Here is a 17,594-nt window from a genome sequence, read left to right as displayed (position 1 = left end):
ACATAGCTGGGGCCGAATTACCTTGTATCATTATAAATGTTACGAGAGGGGGACCTGGTCTTGGAGGAATACAACCCTCGCAAGCTGACTATTTCCAAGCCACTCGAGGCGGTGGAAATGGGGATTATTATATGCCAGTTTATGCTCCAGCTACTGTCCAGGAGGCAGTAGATTTAATAGGTAAGGGATTTGATGTGGCAGATCAATATAGAACTCCTGTCATGCTTTTAGTTGATGGTATGATAGGGCAGGTTATGGAGCCAGTGGAAATAAATGAGAATTTACAGAGAAAAGAGTTTGATAAGAGTTGGGCGACAACGACAACAAAAAATGAACGTTCTCCAAATATTATAAATTCACTTTATCTAAAGCCAGAAGAATTAGAATTACATTGCGAAAAATTATTTAAAAAATATGATGAAATAAAAGAGAAAGAGGTAATGTCAGAAACTGTTGGCTTGGATGAGGCTGAAATAGTTTTAGTAGCATACGGAACAACAGCACGTATAGCTAAAAATGTCATTAAAAGCTTAGAAAAAGAGGGAATCAAGGCGGGACTAATAAGACCTATAACTGTTTGGCCATTTCCATATGACGATATAAAAAATCTAAATCCGGGTGTAAAAAATATTCTTGTTGTAGAGATGAGTATGGGGCAGATGATAGAGGATGTTCGGCTTGGAAATGAGGGACGAAGGCCAGTTCATTTCTATGGTAGAACGGGTGGTATGATACCAGCTCCAGAGGATATCATAAAAAAAGTGAAAGAAATAGTGGGGAGGTAAGTATGGAGAATATCTATAAGAGAAGTGCAGGATTGACAGATGTACCGACTCATTATTGTCCTGGGTGCACACATGGGATTATTCATAAGTTAGTAGCTGAAACTTTGGAGGAGCTAGGAGTGATTGGAGATACAGTAGGAGTAGCTCCAGTAGGTTGTGCTGTTTTGGCTTATAAGTACTTTAATTCAGATATGCATGAAGCATCCCATGGAAGAGCACCAGCGGTGGCCACAGGAATAAAAAGAGTATTACCTGATAAAGTTGTATTCACATATCAAGGGGATGGAGATTTAGCTTCTATTGGAGCTGCTGAAATAGTACATGCGGCGGCAAGAGGTGAAAAATTTGTAACTATATTTATAAATAACACAACATATGGAATGACTGGAGGGCAGATGGCTCCTACAACTTTAATAAATCAAAAAACAACAACATCACAAGATGGAAGAAAAGAGAATATTCAAGGATATCCAGTTCATATGTCTGAAATGTTGGCAACTTTGCAAGGAAGTTACTATATAGAAAGATGTTCGACTCACGATCCTGCTAGTATAAGAAAGACGAAAAAAGCTATAAAAAAGGCTTTTGAATTACAGTTGGCGGGAAAGGGATTTTGCATGATTGAAGTATTATCCACATGTCCAACAAATTGGGGAAAAACACCAGTAGATTCATTGAAATGGTTAAAGGAGAGTGTGATGAGTGTATTTCCTTTAGGAGTTTTCAAAGACAAGAGTGAGGTGGAAAAAAATGGATAATTTCATAATATGTTCTGGGTTTGGGGGACAAGGAGTTATGTCAATGGGACAAATCCTCGCATATTCAGGTATGCTGGAGGGTAAAGAAGTTTCATGGCTACCATCGTATGGACCTGAGATGAGAGGAGGGACAGCTAACTGTTCGGTTATTATTTCGGAGGAATCGATAGGATCCCCTGTTATAACAAACAATGCCACAGTTCTTATAGCAATGAATCTACCCTCTCTTAAAAAATTCCAAGATTCACTTGTAAAGAATGGAACTCTTTTGGTAAACTCATCTCTTGTAAAAGAAAAAAGTGATAGAGAGGACATAAAAGTTTATAGAATACCAGCGAATGAATTGGCGCAAGACGAGTGTTCAAATTTGAAAGTAGCTAATATGGTTATGCTTGGAGCGTACTTGGAGATATCGAAGAGTTTAAAAAATGAAAGCATACTGCATGGGTTTTTAAAAATTTTTGGTGAGAAAAAAGCGGATCTTTTATCCATAAATGAAAAAGCTCTTCAGATTGGAAGAGAGTATGTGAAAAATAATTACTAGAAATAAAAAGGAGAAGGGTATGAGAGAATTCAATATTTTGGTTATCAATCCTGGATCAACATCAACAAAAATAAGCTATTTTCAAGATGGAGTTCAAGTTTTAAAAAAAGAACTTCACCATGAAAGTGAATTTTTGAAAAATTTAGATTATGAGGATGAATTAAATTATAGATACTCTTTAATAAGAGAATTGCCGATAGAGTGGGGTAATTTAGAGGCAGTTGTAGGAAGAGGGGGACTTTTAAAGCCACTAAAAAGTGGAACATATGCAGTAAATGAGAAAATGATAGAAGATTTACGCAGTGAAATTTATGGGAAACACGCTTCGAATTTAGGAGGAGTTTTAGCCAAAAAAATAGCAGATGAATTTAAAGTACCTTCGTATATAGTAGACCCAGTAGTAGTAGACGAAATGAGTGAATTAGCCAAGATATCAGGTATACCAGAATTAGTTCGTAGGTCGGTATTTCATGCGTTAAATCAGAAGGGTGTGTTAAAAAATTATTGTAGAGATAAAGGAATCTCTTATGATAAAAAAACATTTATAGCTGTCCATATGGGGGGAGGGATTTCAGTTGGGCTTCATAAAAATGGAGAGGTTGTAGATGTAAATAATGCTTTAGATGGAGATGGTCCATTTACTCCAGAACGTGCAGGGACTTTACCAATTGGGGATTTTTTTAAACTTTATTATACAGGTGAATATTCAAAAGAATTCTTGTTGAGAAGATTAAAAGGAAATGGCGGTATATCTGCTTACTTAAATACTAATAATGTAAAAGCTGTTATGGAAAGAGTTTTAAATGGAGATGTGGAAGCAAAAAAAATTATAGATGCAATGTGTTATCAGATAGCTAAGGAAATAGGAGGTTTAGCTGCAGCTGCAGAAGGTGTTGTAGATGCGATAGTTTTAACTGGTGGCATGGCGTATTCAGATTATATATGTGATGCCATTGAAAAACGAGTTCAATTTATAGCTAAAGTAATACGTATACCTGGTGAATTTGAAATGCAGTCATTGTATGATGGTGGAATAAGAGTTTTAAATGGCATTGAAGATGTAAAGCAGTATCTAGACTAGAGGAAATAAAATTAGATAATAGTATCTAGGGTCGGGATTTTATAAAAAATCTCGATCTGTTTTTTATTTACAGATTTTTTTTATGATATACAATTAAGAGACACAATGTTATAGGAGGTAAAGATGGATATGAATTTATTTGGGGAAGTATTAAAAAAATTTAAAGAAAAGTTTAATTGGTCGTGTATAATAATATTAATACTAACTATTACAGCTATTATATTTAGTGTAATTTATGGGCAGAGCGCAGACGCTATAGTTTTTATATTAACTATAATAATTGCTTTTATTTTATTTTTAAAAAAAACTTCTAAATTTAAGCACAATCTTTTTAATATAGAAAAGGAATGTGAATTTTTAGATGGAAATTCAAAAGAAAAATATTATGAAAAATTAGTAGATTTAAGAAATAATTATACGTACACACAAATAGGTTTTATTGTGACAATATGTATATCTGGAACAATTTATAAACTTAATATCATAAAGATATTTGATGTTTTAGGAGTAGGTTTTACGGCCTTGATTTCATTAATTATGATGAAATTGTTTACTGATGCTAATAAACATTTTTTAAACCAAATTAAAGTATACGAAAAAAAAATTGGATTTGATGAAAAATTTGATTTTATGCCATTTAATAATATTATTAATTATTTTGGATTAATTATTTTTTTTATGTGGTTTATATTAATAGTGGGAGGAGCTTTAAGAGAAATAAGGATAGAGCAGAATTCTAAAACAAAAAAGTATGACAATATGTTGATTGAAAAGTTGAACCATTTAAACTCAGAAGAGCTTAAATATGTGGAGGCAACAATTAATTTTATACTGAGCAAAAAACAATGAGAACCTCTGGGGAAGAGGTTCTCATTGGGGGGGATTAATTATTTTACTTTTAACACTTTTTATAATATTTAGACTGCAGATTTACTGGAAAAGTTTTAAATTTATAAAAATATTTAATTGTTAATTTGAAATTGTCCCATCATCCCACCTTCTTCATGTTCTAGGATATGACAATGGTAAACAGTTATTCCGTCGGTTGTATAGGATATTAATATTTTTACAGTGTCACCAGCATTTAAGTTTACAGTGTCTTTCCACCCCTGTTCGTTTAGAGGGGGAGTTTTTCCATTTCTTTCAATCACTCTAAATTGTGCTCCATGAACATGGAAAGGGTGAGGCATATCCATCATTTTTGAGCCATTTTTGATTTCCCAAATCTCTTGAGTACCTTTTTGTACTTCAAAATTAAGTTTTTCCATATTATAGGGAATATTATTTATTGTGTTACCTTTTGAGGTTGTCTTTAAGGTAAAAACTCTTGTTTTTAAATTTTCTAAGTTTTTAGAAATTTTTGGAATCTCTACTAAAGCTTTAGGGATTGACGTCAATCCAAATTTCTCATTTTTTCTAAGTTCTAAAGCTTTCTTTTGGTTAATATAAAGATATGATTTTTTATTTAATATATTTGAGTCAATTAAAATCTCTCCTCTCTCACCGGGAGCTAGAGATAAATTTTTCATAGTGACAGGATTACTTAGCAATCCTCCATCACTACCGATTTGATAAAAATCTTTACCATTTAAGTCGATATCATAATTAGTGGCATTACTTCCATTCACAATTCGCAATCTAATCAAACCATTTGGAATATCAATATAGGGAGAAATTACCCCATTTATCATTAAGTGACCACCACTCTTTCCATGGATTTTTTCCATATGTGTAGTTGAGTAGGTAAGTTCTCCATCTTTAGTAAGTTTTTTATCTTGTATGATAATTGGAAAATCGTCGACTCCATAAGTTTTAGGTATATTTAAATTTTGGGATTGTTCATCTTCTAAATATATAAGACCAGCTAGTCCCTTATACACTTGGGAAGCCGTTTTGTGCATAGGATGGGGGTGGAACCACAGGGTAGCTGCTGGTTGATTTAAAATAAATTCAACACTCTTTTTTGTGTTTGGCTGAATATTAGCATTGTGAACTCCATCTACATTCTGGGAAAGAATTCCTCCGTGCCAATGTACAGTCGTTTCTTCAGCCAAATTATTTGTAATGTTTATTTTTGTTTTTTCACCTTTTTTTAAAGAGAGTATTGGACCTAAAATAGGACCGTTATATCCATAGGTTTCAGTAAATTTTCCATCAATAAACTCCCATTTTCCCTTTGTTACACTTAGGTCAAAAGTTCTCACTCCATTTTGAACTTTTCCATTTAGAATCGGCGGTAGAAGCAGAGATTTTTGAAATTCTTTAACAAAAGTTGCTTGATTAAAGGTTGTATTGTGATTATGTCCAGAAGAATGATTCATATTTGCAAGTATTTGATTATGTGAAGTTGTTAAAGCTCCAAAAATAACAACTTCTATTAAAATTTTTTTCATTTTTTCCTCCAAATTATACTTTTTTAATATGTTATTATTTTAAAAGATATTTGTTACCAAATTATGTCAAAATAGTAATATATTAAAATTATTAATCTATGTGAATGATTAAAAAAAATAGTAAGAGATGATATAATAGGTCAGAGACCTTTGAAGATAGTATGTATGAATGGTTTTATCAAATTTAGTTAGTAATAGTAAAGAGGTGAATTATGAGAATTTTTGTATCAATATTGGTAAATTTATTGTCAATTTTATGTCTTTTGAAAGTGTCAGGAGAGGGATATAATGTAATGGAATTAATAAATGACATAATATTTAGTTTCAGTTTTGGATTAGGGATTCCAGAGATGATGAGTGGAATATTAGCAGTTATAGTTCTATTACTTCCTGGAATTGTAGTATATTTTTTATGGAACTATTTAATAAAAATTTTAAAATAAAAACTATACTATTTCCATATAAAAGATATTGAAAATTTATAGAAATTATGTAATAATACTAGATATAGTGATGTCAAAGTATAGTTACACAAGATGTTGTGTTCAGGAGGCGTGAAATGATAAGAGTATTTGGAAAAGAGAACTGTAGCAAATGCGAGACTTTAAAGAAAATTTTAGATGATAAAGGTCTTGAATACGAGTATACTAAAGATTTAAAACAACTTATGATTGTGGCAAGTAAGGCTAGAATTATGAGTGCACCTGTTGTTGAAAAGGGCGGAAAATACTATTCCATGGAAAGCTTCTTAGAGGTTTTATAAATGAGACAAGTTATAAATAGAGCTGGAATAAGAGAAAATTTAGATATAACAAAAATAAGGGAGAAGCTTGTTAGAGCTTGTGCAAACTTAGAAGTTAATATGGTTGAGTTAGAAAGCCATATAGAATCAATATATGCAGAGAACATAACAACGAAAAAAATTCAAGAATCTCTGATAAATCAAGCTGTTTCTATGACAAGTTTTGATGAAAGTGATTGGACATATGTTGCTGGAAGGCTACTGATGATGGAAACAGAGAGAGAGGTTTTTCACAAAAGAGGTTTTTCGTATGGAGAGTTTTATAAAAGTATAAAAACTTTAGTAAAAATTGGAATTTATGACAAGAGACTTTTAGATTATACTCAAGAAGAGATTGAGGAATTAGAAAAAGCTATGGATACCTCTAGAGATATGATGTATGACTACGCTGGAGCAAATATGTTTGTAAATAGGTATTTGTTAAAGTATGATGGAAAGATTTATGAGCTACCTCAAGAGGTATTTATGTGTATAGCCATGCTTTTAGCTGTAAATGAAAAAGATAAAGTTTTTGTAGCAAAAAGATTTTATGAAGCGTTATCACTTAAAAAAATATCTTTAGCTACTCCAATTTTGGCTAATCTAAGAGTGCCGAATGGAAATCTATCATCATGTTTTATTACAGCTATGGATGATAATATAGAATCTATTTTTTACAATGTGGACACAGTTGCAAAGATTAGTAAAAATGGTGGAGGAGTAGGATTAAATATATCTAGAATAAGGGCGAAAAACTCTATGGTAAATGGGTACTATAATGCCAGTGGTGGAGTTGTTCCTTGGGTAAAAATTGTAAATGATACAGCAGTAGCTGTAAATCAACAAGGAAGAAGAGCTGGAGCAGTAACTGTAGCTTTAGATTCATGGCATTTAGATATTGAAACATTTTTAGAGCTTCAAACAGAAAATGGGGACCAAAGAGGAAAAGCGTATGATATCTATCCTCAAGTTGTACTTTCAGATATTTTTATGAAAAGAGTGGAAGAAGATTTGTCATGGACTTTAGTTGATCCGTATGAAATTAGAAAAAAATACGGTATTGAACTGTGTGAACTATATGGAAAAAGATTTGAAGAGCTATACTTTAGTATAGAAAAGGACGAAAATCTACAATTAAAAAAGGTTATAAAAGCTAGAGAGTTGTTTAAAGAGATTATGAAAGTTCAAATAGAAACAGGAATGCCATATATATTCTTTAAAGATAGAGCAAATATAATGAATCATAATTGTCATGTGGGAATGATAGGTAATGGAAATCTATGTATGGAAAGTTTTTCTAACTTCTCACCAAGTACAAACTTTAAAGAGGAAACTACTGGAGAAAATGGAGTTAGAACTACAAAATTAGGTGAAGTTCATACTTGCAACTTAGTTTCTATAAACTTAGCAGAATTAGAAAGAGATGAGTTAGAGAATATTGTGGATATATCTGTCAGAATTCTTGATAATACAATTGATTTAACAAGAACTCCTATAAAAGAATCAGATAAACACAATTTAGCTTATAGAACAATTGGTGTTGGAGCTATGGGACTTGCAGATTATTTAGCAAGAGAGTTTATGATATATGATGAATCATTGGAAGAGATAGATGAGCTATTCCAGGAGATAGCTATGTATAGTATAAAATCTTCGGCTCTTTTAGCAAAAGAGAGAGGAACGTATCCAATGTTTAAAGGATCACTATGGGATCAGGGAATATTCTTTCAAAAAAATAAAGAGTGGTATCTTGAAAATTCAAAATTTGGAAAAAAGTGGGAAGAGGTATTTAATTTAGTTAAGATGTATGGATTAAGAAATGGTGAATTAACAGCAGTTGCACCGAATACATCAACATCTTTACTTATGGGATCGACAGCATCTGTAAATCCTACGTTTTCTAGATTCTATATAGAGAAGAATCAAAAGGGAGCTGTTCCAAGAGTTGTTAAACATCTTAAAGATAGAGCTTGGTTCTATCCAGAGTTTAAAAATGTAAACCCTCAAACATATGTGAAAATAATGAGTAGAATAGGAAAATGGATAACACAAGGAGTTTCTATGGAGCTTATTTTTGATTTAAATAAAGATATTAAAGCTAAGGATATATATGATACTTTCATGACAGCATGGAAAGAGGGATGTAAATCGGTTTATTATATAAGAACAATTCAAAGAAATACAAATATAATAAATGAAAAAGAGGAGTGTGAAAGCTGTAGTGGATAGAAAAAAACTATTTAATCCTCTAGGAGATGATTCTTTATCAGAAAGAAAAGTGATAAAGGGAAATAGTACAAATATATTTAATTTAAACAATGTTAAATATCAATGGGCGAATCATCTTTATAGAACAATGATGGGAAACTTTTGGATTCCAGAAAAAATAGATTTAACTCAAGATAAAAATGATTATAAAAATTTAACGGATGAAGAGAAAGAGGCTTATGATGGGATACTTTCGTTTCTAATATTTTTGGATAGTATCCAAACAAATAATATTCCCAATGTTTCAGACTATATAACAGCTCCAGAGATAAATTTGATTCTATCGATACAGACTTTCCAAGAAGCTATTCACTCTCAGTCATATCAGTATATAATTGAATCTATTTTACCGAAGGAGATTAGAAATTCAATATATGATAAATGGAGAGAGGATAAAATTCTATTTGAAAGAAATAGTTATATAGCAAAAATATATCAAAGTTTCTTAGAAGATTCAAGTGATGAAAATTTTGCAAAAGTTATAATAGCGGACTATCTTTTAGAGGCTATATACTTTTACAATGGATTTAATTTCTTTTATCTTTTAGCAAGTAGAAATAGAATGATGGGAACTTCTGATATAATAAGGCTTATCAATAGGGATGAACTGTCACACGTAGTTATATTTCAACAGTTGATAAGGGAGATTAAAAATGAAAATAAAGATTTCTTTAATGATGAACTTATTTATGATATGTTTAAAAAAGCTGTAGAGCAAGAGATTAGTTGGACAAACCATATAATAGGAAATGGAATACTAGGTATAACTGAGGAAACGACAGAAAGATATACAAAGTGGTTGGCTAATGAAAGATTGAAAGCTATAGGATTAAGTTCAATCTACGAAGGATATGAGAAAAATCCTTATAGACATTTGGAAAAGTTTGCTGATACAGAGGGAGAAGGAAATGTAAAAGCCAACTTCTTTGAAGGAACAGTTACTAGTTACAATATGAGTTCGTCTGTGGAGGGATGGGACGAGTTTTAGGATAAATTTCAAAAAAAACCGACAGAAATTCCTGTCGGTTTTATATTATTTAAAATTAAATTATTATTTTAATATAGGCCAGTATCCTTTGTTAGCCTCAATTAAATCGTCTAAAATGGCCTTTGCAACAGAGGCACTAGGAACTGTTTTAGACATAGTAAGTGCTTGCCATAACTTTTGATAAGACCCCTCTATCCAAGCTTCTACAGTTAGCTTTTCAACAGAAACTTGCTGTTCCATAAGTCCCTTTTGGAACTGAGGAATTGCACCGATAACTAGTGGTTCAGGACCAGAGTTTCCGACAATACAAGGAATTTCAATCATAGCAGTAGAATCAAAGTTAACGATAGCACCATTATTTTCAACGATTAAAAGCATTTTTTCTTTTGTATTAAAAGCAATGGCTCTAGCAAGGTCAACTATATAAGAAGCGTGTTCATCTATGTGTAATTGCGTATTGTTAGAAGTATTGTTTTTTACAATTTTATCACATTCACCAAATACAAATTTTTCTCTTCCATCCATAACCTCATTAGCTCTTGTGTACTCTTTGTTTGAGTGCTCAACAACATAGTCTGGGAATAGATAGTATTTTAAGTAAGTGTTAGGTAGAGTTGTAGGGTCCACTGCAAATACATCTTTTGCTTTAGCAAATGTATCACACCAACTGGCGTCTGTATGTTGATTGTCGCCTTTTTGCTCCACATATCCATATTTAGCTATGTGTTCTTTTAAAATTGGCATTAAATCATTTCCAGCTTTATCTTTTATAGATTTCCACCATCCAAAGTGATTTAATCCATAATACATAATATCCATATCTTTTCTAGAATTTAAACCTAAAATTTCAGCCATTCTAACTTCAATTCCAATGGGCATATCACAAATATTTAAAACTTTAGAGTTTGGTTTTAGTCTTCTAGTGGCTTCAGCAACAATAGCAGCGGGGTTAGAATAGTTTAACATCCAAGCATTAGGAGAGTATTTTTCCATATAATCAATCAGTTCACTAACTCCTCCAATTGATCTCATACCATAGGCAACTCCACCAGGACCACAAGTTTCTTGTCCAACTACTCCATGCTTTAATGGTATTTTTTCATCTAACTCCCTCATTGGGTATTTTCCAACTCTAATATGAGCCATAATAAAATCAATATCAGTAAAAACCTCTTCAGGTTTTGTACTGTAGCTAAACTCTATTTCTGGAGCTCTTTCTCTTAAAAGAATAGCACATGCGTCACCTATTTTAGCTTGTCTTTCAGCGTCGTTATCATACATTTTAATCTGTCTAATAGGGAATTTTTCAAGATTGTCCAATAGCATTAAAATGATTCCAGGAGTAAATGTACTTCCTCCACCAGCAATTAAAATTGAAAACTTTTTCATAATAAATCCTCCTAGGCGTTAATTAAATTTTTTTCAGAATCTATGTTTTTTAAATCTTTATTCATTAAATCTTCAAAGCAATCTCTAACTTGTGGCACTGATAATCCAACTATAATTTGAAAAGTATTTCCTTTTCTCACAACTCCGTGTGCACCAGTTCCTTTAAATGTAGAGTTACTTTTAACAAGAGTTTCGTCAAAAACAGTGATTCTAAGTCGAGTGGCACAGTTATTAATAGTTTCAATATTTTGAGTACCACCAAGAGCCTGTAAGAAAGCGTAAGCTTGGTCAAAATAAGCGTTTTCAACTACAATATTTCCATTTCTAGTATTCTTTTTATTTTTAAAATCCTCTTTAGTATAGAGCTTAACCTCTTCATCTTCATACTCTCTACCTGGAGTTTTCAGTTTGAATTTCTCAATGCAATATTTAAATATAAAGTAGTAAACAGGAATAAAAGCCGTTCCAACACCAATTTGAGCAAGCATAACACCAGTGTGATTTTTAAAAAGAGGTATCCAGTTAATTGCAGCTATCTCTATTAGCCCTGATCCCATATTTCCAACAACACCAAAGGCATACATAACAGCAGACATAGAAGCGGCTAAAAATGCATGTACTACAAATAAAAATGGTGCAATAAATAGAAACGTAAATTCTAAAGGTTCAGTAATTCCAACTAAAATTGCTGTAAGAGCAGCTGGAATTAAAAGTCCAGAAACAATTTTTTTCTTTTCAGGTCTGGCAGTTTTATATATAGCTAATGCTATACCAATTGCTCCAAATATTTTACTATTACCATGTAGTGCAAATCCACCTTGTGGGAAAAGATCTTTTAAAGGTAAAGTGGAGTTGGCAAAATTAGAGAGATTTTGAGCCCAGAAAACTTGAATTCCACTATCTACAACTGCAGGACCAAAAATAAATGGACCATAGATAAAGTGATGAAGACCAGTGGGAATAAGAATTCTTTCAAGTAGAGTATATAACCAAACTCCAAAAGTTCCAGAAGAAATCATTAGTGTTTGTAAAGATGAGATACCCATCTGTATTTTAGGCCATACTAAGCATGTTACATACGCAGCTGGAATCATAGTTAAAAAAGCAATCATTCCAACAAGTGCACTTCCTTGAAATATTCCTAAAAAGTCAGGAAGTTTTGTGTCAAAGAACTTATTGTGTATGTATATAGTGAACCCTGATATTGCAATTGCTCCAACAATACTTGTATCTAAAGTTTTAATTCCAGCAATTGTAGTTAATCCACTAACTCCTCCAATATTTTGAGCAAAATCTACTCCAAAACTTGATCCCCAAAAAGTTAAAATGGCATTAATAAAATAGTTGAAAGTTAGGTATGTAACTAACACAGATAAACATGCACGTGGATGGGCTTTTTTAGCTAATCCTATTGGAAGTCCAACTGCAAATATAAGTGGAAGCTGTCTAAATACTGTCCATCCTCCCTCTTCAATAATATAAACAAGCTTGTAAAATAATCCATCTGGATTCGCTAAGGAACCTACGAAATCTGGATTTTTTAAAATAATTGTAAGAGCCACTGTTAATCCTGCAAAAGGAAAAAGCAGTACTGGTGCAAAAAGTGCTCCACCGAGTCTTTGAAAGAATTTTAACATTTTATTACCCCCATCTTTTTCTAGGATTCTTTGTTAATCGAAGTATACACTAGAAAAAGTTCCAAATCAATACTTTAACTCTTAAAAAAACACATTATCTCTAACGTAACATGTTACATCAAAAAATAAAAAAAGGATTGAGCTAAAATAGCTGCTCAATCCATTTTATTATTTAACACTAGGTTTAATTTTTTTTAAAAAGTTATAGAAAACAAATATTATAATCCCTGTTGTAACAAAAAGTTGAATACCAGCAATATTTCTGATTATATTTGAATACTCTGCTAGATTTATACTATTCAAATAAGCTGTCATTCTAAAAGATGCGACAGTTCCAACAGCCATGGGGAACGTAGTTCCTGCAAAGCCAGGATGGAAATTGAAACTGAAAAACTTAGGAATGCTTAAAAGTATAGCAACAAGCGTTATAAAAACAATTCCATATAGAAAAAATGCAATGTATACGTTTGGCTCTTTGACTACATTTAAGTAACTGATAGCACAAAGGCTTGAGGGAGCTAGTAATATAGCTTTTGTATGATAAACCATATCGGGTAAAGGTTTTATAATTAACCTTCTAATCATGAACGGTGCTATTATAAAAAATATAATTAAGCCGTAGATTAAAATCCACTTAGAGATAATAGGTTCATTCATAGCTCCCCCTACAACAATCGAAACCATAATTCCATTATAGGTTACAAACCAACTCGGTACAAAAGTATCGATATTAAAATTTTTAATAACATTTCGATATGTGAATATACAAATAGCAAAAATGTGGAAAAATATACCAAAAAGCCAAAGATTTTTTCCTAAAAAAGGAGCATATGGAAATAAAAAGGCTCCAATAATCATAGCTAGCATAGAATATGTACCATATAAACTAGCAGGAATAGTATTGCTGTACTCAGATAAAAAAGCTTCTTTGTGTTTAAGAATTTTTATAGTTGCTAAAACAAATACTATAATACCAATAATCATGAAGATATTTCTAATATAGGTAAAATTTAGTAATAAAAAGGCATTGGCAAGAGTACAAGCTCCAACAGTTGTAGCAATAGCCCCAACGGGGAAACGCTCTAGCCTATCAATTGTTTCTTTAATCATTTAAAATCTCCTTATATTTTATTTTTTATATTCAAACTCAAGCTCAGAATTTATATTGAAAAAATCAGAGTAATCAATTTTAAAAATAGATTTTTTAATTTTTGATATATCAATATTTAGTCTGATTAACTGTGTTAAAACACCTGTGTATGAAAGATCTCCCTGAATAATAGCTCCATAAATTTTTCCATTTTTATGAGCAATTTTTTTGTAGATACCATCTTTTTCTCTAAGAGATTCAATAATCATTCCATTTATATTTTCATAGCTGTTCAAACATCCTAAAGACAAAGTGGGGATATTAAAGAAATTCATAGTCGATTTAGCAAAGAAAAAGTCATCCATAACTCTATTTTTTCCAGCCATATTTGAAGTAGCAGTAATCCCTTCTTTCACTGCAACAGACCAGATAGTCCCTCTCCCGCTGATATCTCCTGCCCCATAGATATCTTTGACATTAGTTTCACCTTTTTCATTAAAAAGAAGACCTGTTTCATCAAATTTAACTGGAGTATTTTGTAAAAAATCCACGTTGGATTTAACTCCGGCACAAATAATAACTAAATCAGCTAGAAGCTCAACCTCTCTTCCTTCATCTAGTAAAGTTAGGGAGTCAATTAGATTAGAATTTTTAGGGTTCACATTTAACTTTGTAACTTTTGAATTAAAAAATAGTTTTACATCGTGTTCTATTAGTTTGTTCTCATAAGTTGCAGAGGCTTCTTTATCAAGTTGTAGTGGTAATAATCTATCAGACATTTCAACTAAAGATATATTAGCATGAACATTTTTATTGTGTAGCAGTCCACTGATTGCATCCATACCAATTAGACCAGCACCGATAACAATAATATTTTTTGCTGTTTTAGAAATTTCTATAATTTTATTACAATCCTCTAGTGATTTCAATCCCACAACATTCTCTTTTCCATTGATATTTTCAATGGGTGGAAAATATGGTCTGGATCCAGAAGCGATTAAAACTTTATCATACGAAACAACTGTGTCATCATTTAAAGTAAGTGTTTTTTCATCTTTATTTAAAGAGATGACTTTTTTTCCTTTAATCCACTTGATATTATTTTTTTCAAAGAAATCTTCATCCACAAAATTAATTTCTTTCAAGTCTCTCATTCCTCCAATATAGTGATGAAGAATACATCTAGAGTAAATATGAGTATCTTTAGATATTAGTGTTATATCAGCATTTTTATCCAAAGCTCTTAAATTTTCAGCTCCATTAATTCCAGCCGCAGAGGCTCCAATTATAACATATTTCATTATTTTACCTCCTCAAGAGTAATTGCAGCCATAGGACATTTAGCGACACACTGTGGTCCATCAGAATTATGAGTGCACATATCGCATTTCATGATTTCTTTTTGAGTTGCTTTATCTTCTTTTAAAGTACCATATGGACAAGCCATAATACACATATAGCAACTAGCACATTTGTTTTTATCATAAGTGACATAACCTGTTTCTGAATCTTTTCTCATAGCTCCACTCATGCAGGTATAGACACACTCTGGAAGGTCACAATTTCTACAAAAGATTGGAGAAAATTTAAAATCACTGCTTAAAACAACTCTATTCCTAGAGTCAGCAGAATCATGAGAAACTAAGCAAGCACTGACACAAGTTAAGCAACCGATACATTTACTTCTATCTATTTTTATTCTTTTCAATTTAATCTCTCCTTTACTTTTAGATTTTTTCAATGGAAACTGGAGCGTATTTATATGATGGTTCTTTAGAGTATGGATCATATATAGAAAGTGTTAAATTATTTGTTTCTATATAGTGAATAGGTGCATATAAAACATCATGAGGTAGATTTTCAGTAGTTAATGCTAAAAATCGACTGCTTCTTCCATTTATAGATTTTACTAAGACCTCATCTTCAGATTCGATATCCAATTCTTTAGCAAGAGTTCCAGAGATATAGATGTAGGGATTAGCGGAGCTTGAATCAGTGACATACGTAATCTCTCTTGTTCTAGTTTGAGTATGCCATTGTCCAACAGTTCCTCTACCTGTATTTAAAATATATGGATAAGTGTCATTTGTGGGAACAGGATTTTCTGCCACATCTTCAAATATGAACTTAACCTTCTTATTAGGTGTATAGTACTCTCCATTTTCAAAAAGTCTTCTCTCATTGTCAACTAAAATATCACCCTCTCTAAATGGCCACTGAACACCATATCCATTTTCTAAAAGTTTGTAGCTAACTCCAGTCATATCACAAGGGGTCCCTTTTGTAACTTTAACCATTTTATTAAAAACTTTTTCAGGAGTTTCCCAACCATCTAAAAGCTTTCCCATACCTAGAGATTTTCCAAGATTGTATATGACTTCAAAATCGCTAAAAGTTCCATCAGGTTTAGAAATAACAGGATTTAACTTAGATATTCTTCTTTCAGTATTGATTAGCGTTCCTTCTTTTTCTATACCAGAAACAACTGGTAAGAAAAGATGAGCAAGTTCAGAGCTGTCAGTGTTTGGGTATAAATCTTGCACAACAAATAGCTCTAAGTTTTCAACAGCTTCTTGAAATTGAGTATTATTTATCCATGAATGCCTTGGATTTGTACAAAGAATCCATAGGGCTTTGATTTCTCCAGAAATTATTTTTTCAATGATAACATTGTAAGGAAGTGTAGGTTTTGTCGGGAAAATAGCAGGATCCAACCCTAAAGCATCACCAACAATTTTTCTTTTAGCTTCATCTGTATATTCCCCTCCACCATATAGTCCAGTTGTATTACTGAAAAGACGAGATCCCATAGCGTTACATTGTCCTGTGATGGAATTAGCTCCTGTTCCTGCTCTTCCGATATTTCCAGTCATCACAGCTAAATTAATTATACTTTGAGCGGTTCTAACTGCTTGATAGCTTTGATTTATTCCCATAGTCCACCAGAAAGAAACAGCGTTCCCCTCGTGAATAAGTTTGACTAGAGTTAAAAACTCATCTTCAGTTATACCAACTTTTTCTTCTATATCATCAATAGAGAATTTTGAAACGTGTTCTTTGAAAGAATCAAAATTTTCTGAATATTTCTCAATATAGTTATCATCAATCCAATTGTTTTTAATTAAGTAGTTAGCAATAGTGTAGTATAAAATAATATCACTTTTAGGTTTAATACAGAAGAAATAATCAGCATTTTGGGCAGTTTCACTTTTTCTAACATCTATGACAATAACTTTTTTATTTTTATTTTTTCTAACTCTATCCCAAATGATAGGGTGAGCCACAACAGGATTAGCTCCAGTAAAAATTATAGTATTGGAAAGTTCTAAATCATTTAATGTATAAGGAGGAGCATCAAATCCAAAGCTCTGTTTATGAGCCACAACAGATGTAGCCATACAAAGTCGGGTATTTCCATCCAGTTGTCCACCCACAAAATTTCTAAAAACATGACCGACTAGAGCCATTTCTTCCAGAGCTAATTGTCCAGTACTTATACAGGCTACACTTTCTTTTCCATATTTTGCAATGATAGCTTTTAATTTATCACTAAAAAAATTATAAGCTTTTTCCCATGATATCTCTTCTCTTCCATTAGAAGTTTTTAATAGTGGATTTTTGGGGAAGTCAGCTGATGTGAGCTGTTTATCAAGATTTAAGCCTTTAATACAACTAAATCCCTTATTTACAGGATATTTTTCAGTGGGAATAACTTTTTTTATTTTATTATCTTCAACGTAAAAATCCATGTTACACGCTAGTGAACAGTAGTTGCAAGTTGTTTGAACTTTATTCATATTTTTCCTCCTTGGTATACAAGTATTATACACACATTATAATACCTTTTAATAAAAAATAGTAGTGTGACTAAAGTCACACT

Annotated in this window: 16 protein-coding genes; 9 read left to right on the top strand and 7 right to left on the bottom strand. The window is 31.9% G+C overall.

From position 1 onward, the window contains the following. From ACWI69_RS07545 to ACWI69_RS07525, 5 genes are all read left to right on the top strand, one after another. On the top strand, positions 1–785 hold a 785-nt coding region (locus tag ACWI69_RS07545; RefSeq protein ID WP_448821227.1), incomplete at its 5' end, for a transketolase C-terminal domain-containing protein. A gap of 2 nt (positions 786–787) precedes the next feature. After that, a complete protein-coding gene (locus ACWI69_RS07540; RefSeq protein WP_448821226.1) occupies positions 788–1,543 on the top strand; it encodes a thiamine pyrophosphate-dependent enzyme in 756 nt (251 codons plus the stop codon). Further along, complete coding sequence (locus tag ACWI69_RS07535; RefSeq protein WP_448821225.1) at positions 1,536–2,087, top strand: 2-oxoacid:acceptor oxidoreductase family protein; 552 nt, start codon at positions 1,536–1,538, stop codon at positions 2,085–2,087. The genes ACWI69_RS07540 and ACWI69_RS07535 overlap by 8 nt, the downstream gene beginning before the upstream one ends. Before the next feature lie 19 nt (positions 2,088–2,106). Continuing rightward, a complete protein-coding gene (buk, locus tag ACWI69_RS07530) occupies positions 2,107–3,168 on the top strand; it encodes a butyrate kinase (RefSeq protein WP_448821224.1) in 1,062 nt (353 codons plus the stop codon). A gap of 123 nt (positions 3,169–3,291) precedes the next feature. Beyond that, on the top strand, positions 3,292–4,017 hold the full coding sequence (locus ACWI69_RS07525; protein WP_448821223.1) for a hypothetical protein: 726 nt from the start codon (positions 3,292–3,294) through the stop codon (positions 4,015–4,017). A gap of 113 nt (positions 4,018–4,130) precedes the next feature. Here the strand turns inward: ACWI69_RS07525 and ACWI69_RS07520 are convergent, their stop codons facing one another. Further along, a complete protein-coding gene (locus tag ACWI69_RS07520) occupies positions 4,131–5,561 on the bottom strand; it encodes a multicopper oxidase family protein (RefSeq protein WP_448821222.1) in 1,431 nt (476 codons plus the stop codon). A 212-nt stretch (positions 5,562–5,773) separates the two neighbouring features. On the opposite strand from ACWI69_RS07520, the gene ACWI69_RS07515 reads away from it, so the two are divergent. The 4 genes from ACWI69_RS07515 (at position 5,774) to ACWI69_RS07500 (ending at position 9,598) form a co-directional block, all read left to right on the top strand. Continuing rightward, positions 5,774–6,004 carry a hypothetical protein gene (locus ACWI69_RS07515; RefSeq protein ID WP_448821221.1) on the top strand — a complete coding sequence of 77 codons (231 nt, stop codon included), beginning with the start codon at positions 5,774–5,776 and terminating at the stop codon, positions 6,002–6,004. Between the two features lie 116 nt (positions 6,005–6,120). Beyond that, positions 6,121–6,324 carry a glutaredoxin domain-containing protein gene (locus ACWI69_RS07510; RefSeq protein ID WP_448821220.1) on the top strand — a complete coding sequence of 68 codons (204 nt, stop codon included), beginning with the start codon at positions 6,121–6,123 and terminating at the stop codon, positions 6,322–6,324. Then, complete coding sequence (locus tag ACWI69_RS07505; protein ID WP_448821219.1) at positions 6,325–8,571, top strand: ribonucleoside-diphosphate reductase subunit alpha; 2,247 nt, start codon at positions 6,325–6,327, stop codon at positions 8,569–8,571. Then, on the top strand, positions 8,564–9,598 hold the full coding sequence (locus tag ACWI69_RS07500) for a ribonucleotide-diphosphate reductase subunit beta (RefSeq protein WP_448821228.1): 1,035 nt from the start codon (positions 8,564–8,566) through the stop codon (positions 9,596–9,598). Before ACWI69_RS07505 ends, ACWI69_RS07500 begins: the two co-directional genes overlap by 8 nt. Positions 9,599–9,661: 63 nt before the next feature. Here the strand turns inward: ACWI69_RS07500 and ACWI69_RS07495 are convergent, their stop codons facing one another. From ACWI69_RS07495 to ACWI69_RS07470, 6 genes are all read right to left on the bottom strand, one after another. Then, the gene (locus tag ACWI69_RS07495) at positions 9,662–10,987 is read right to left on the bottom strand and encodes a 6-phospho-alpha-glucosidase (RefSeq protein ID WP_448821218.1); all 1,326 of its coding nucleotides are present in this window, start codon (positions 10,985–10,987) and stop codon (positions 9,662–9,664) included. A gap of 11 nt (positions 10,988–10,998) precedes the next feature. After that, positions 10,999–12,624: an alpha-glucoside-specific PTS transporter subunit IIBC gene (locus tag ACWI69_RS07490; RefSeq protein ID WP_448821217.1), complete on the bottom strand. Its 1,626-nt coding sequence runs from the start codon at positions 12,622–12,624 to the stop codon at positions 10,999–11,001. Between the two features lie 168 nt (positions 12,625–12,792). After that, positions 12,793–13,734 carry a TDT family transporter gene (locus tag ACWI69_RS07485; protein WP_448821216.1) on the bottom strand — a complete coding sequence of 314 codons (942 nt, stop codon included), beginning with the start codon at positions 13,732–13,734 and terminating at the stop codon, positions 12,793–12,795. Between the two features lie 18 nt (positions 13,735–13,752). Next, on the bottom strand, positions 13,753–15,015 hold the full coding sequence (locus tag ACWI69_RS07480; RefSeq protein ID WP_448821215.1) for an NAD(P)/FAD-dependent oxidoreductase: 1,263 nt from the start codon (positions 15,013–15,015) through the stop codon (positions 13,753–13,755). Continuing rightward, positions 15,015–15,422: a 4Fe-4S dicluster domain-containing protein gene (locus tag ACWI69_RS07475; protein ID WP_448821214.1), complete on the bottom strand. Its 408-nt coding sequence runs from the start codon at positions 15,420–15,422 to the stop codon at positions 15,015–15,017. Before ACWI69_RS07475 ends, ACWI69_RS07480 begins: the two co-directional genes overlap by 1 nt. Positions 15,423–15,441: 19 nt before the next feature. After that, positions 15,442–17,511, bottom strand: a complete 2,070-nt coding sequence (locus ACWI69_RS07470) for a molybdopterin oxidoreductase family protein (protein ID WP_448821213.1) — start codon at positions 17,509–17,511, stop codon at positions 15,442–15,444. Positions 17,512–17,594 lie beyond the last annotated feature (83 nt).

Source organism: Cetobacterium sp. (genome assembly GCF_977044495.1).
This window is presented reverse-complemented; position numbering and strand designations above follow the sequence as displayed.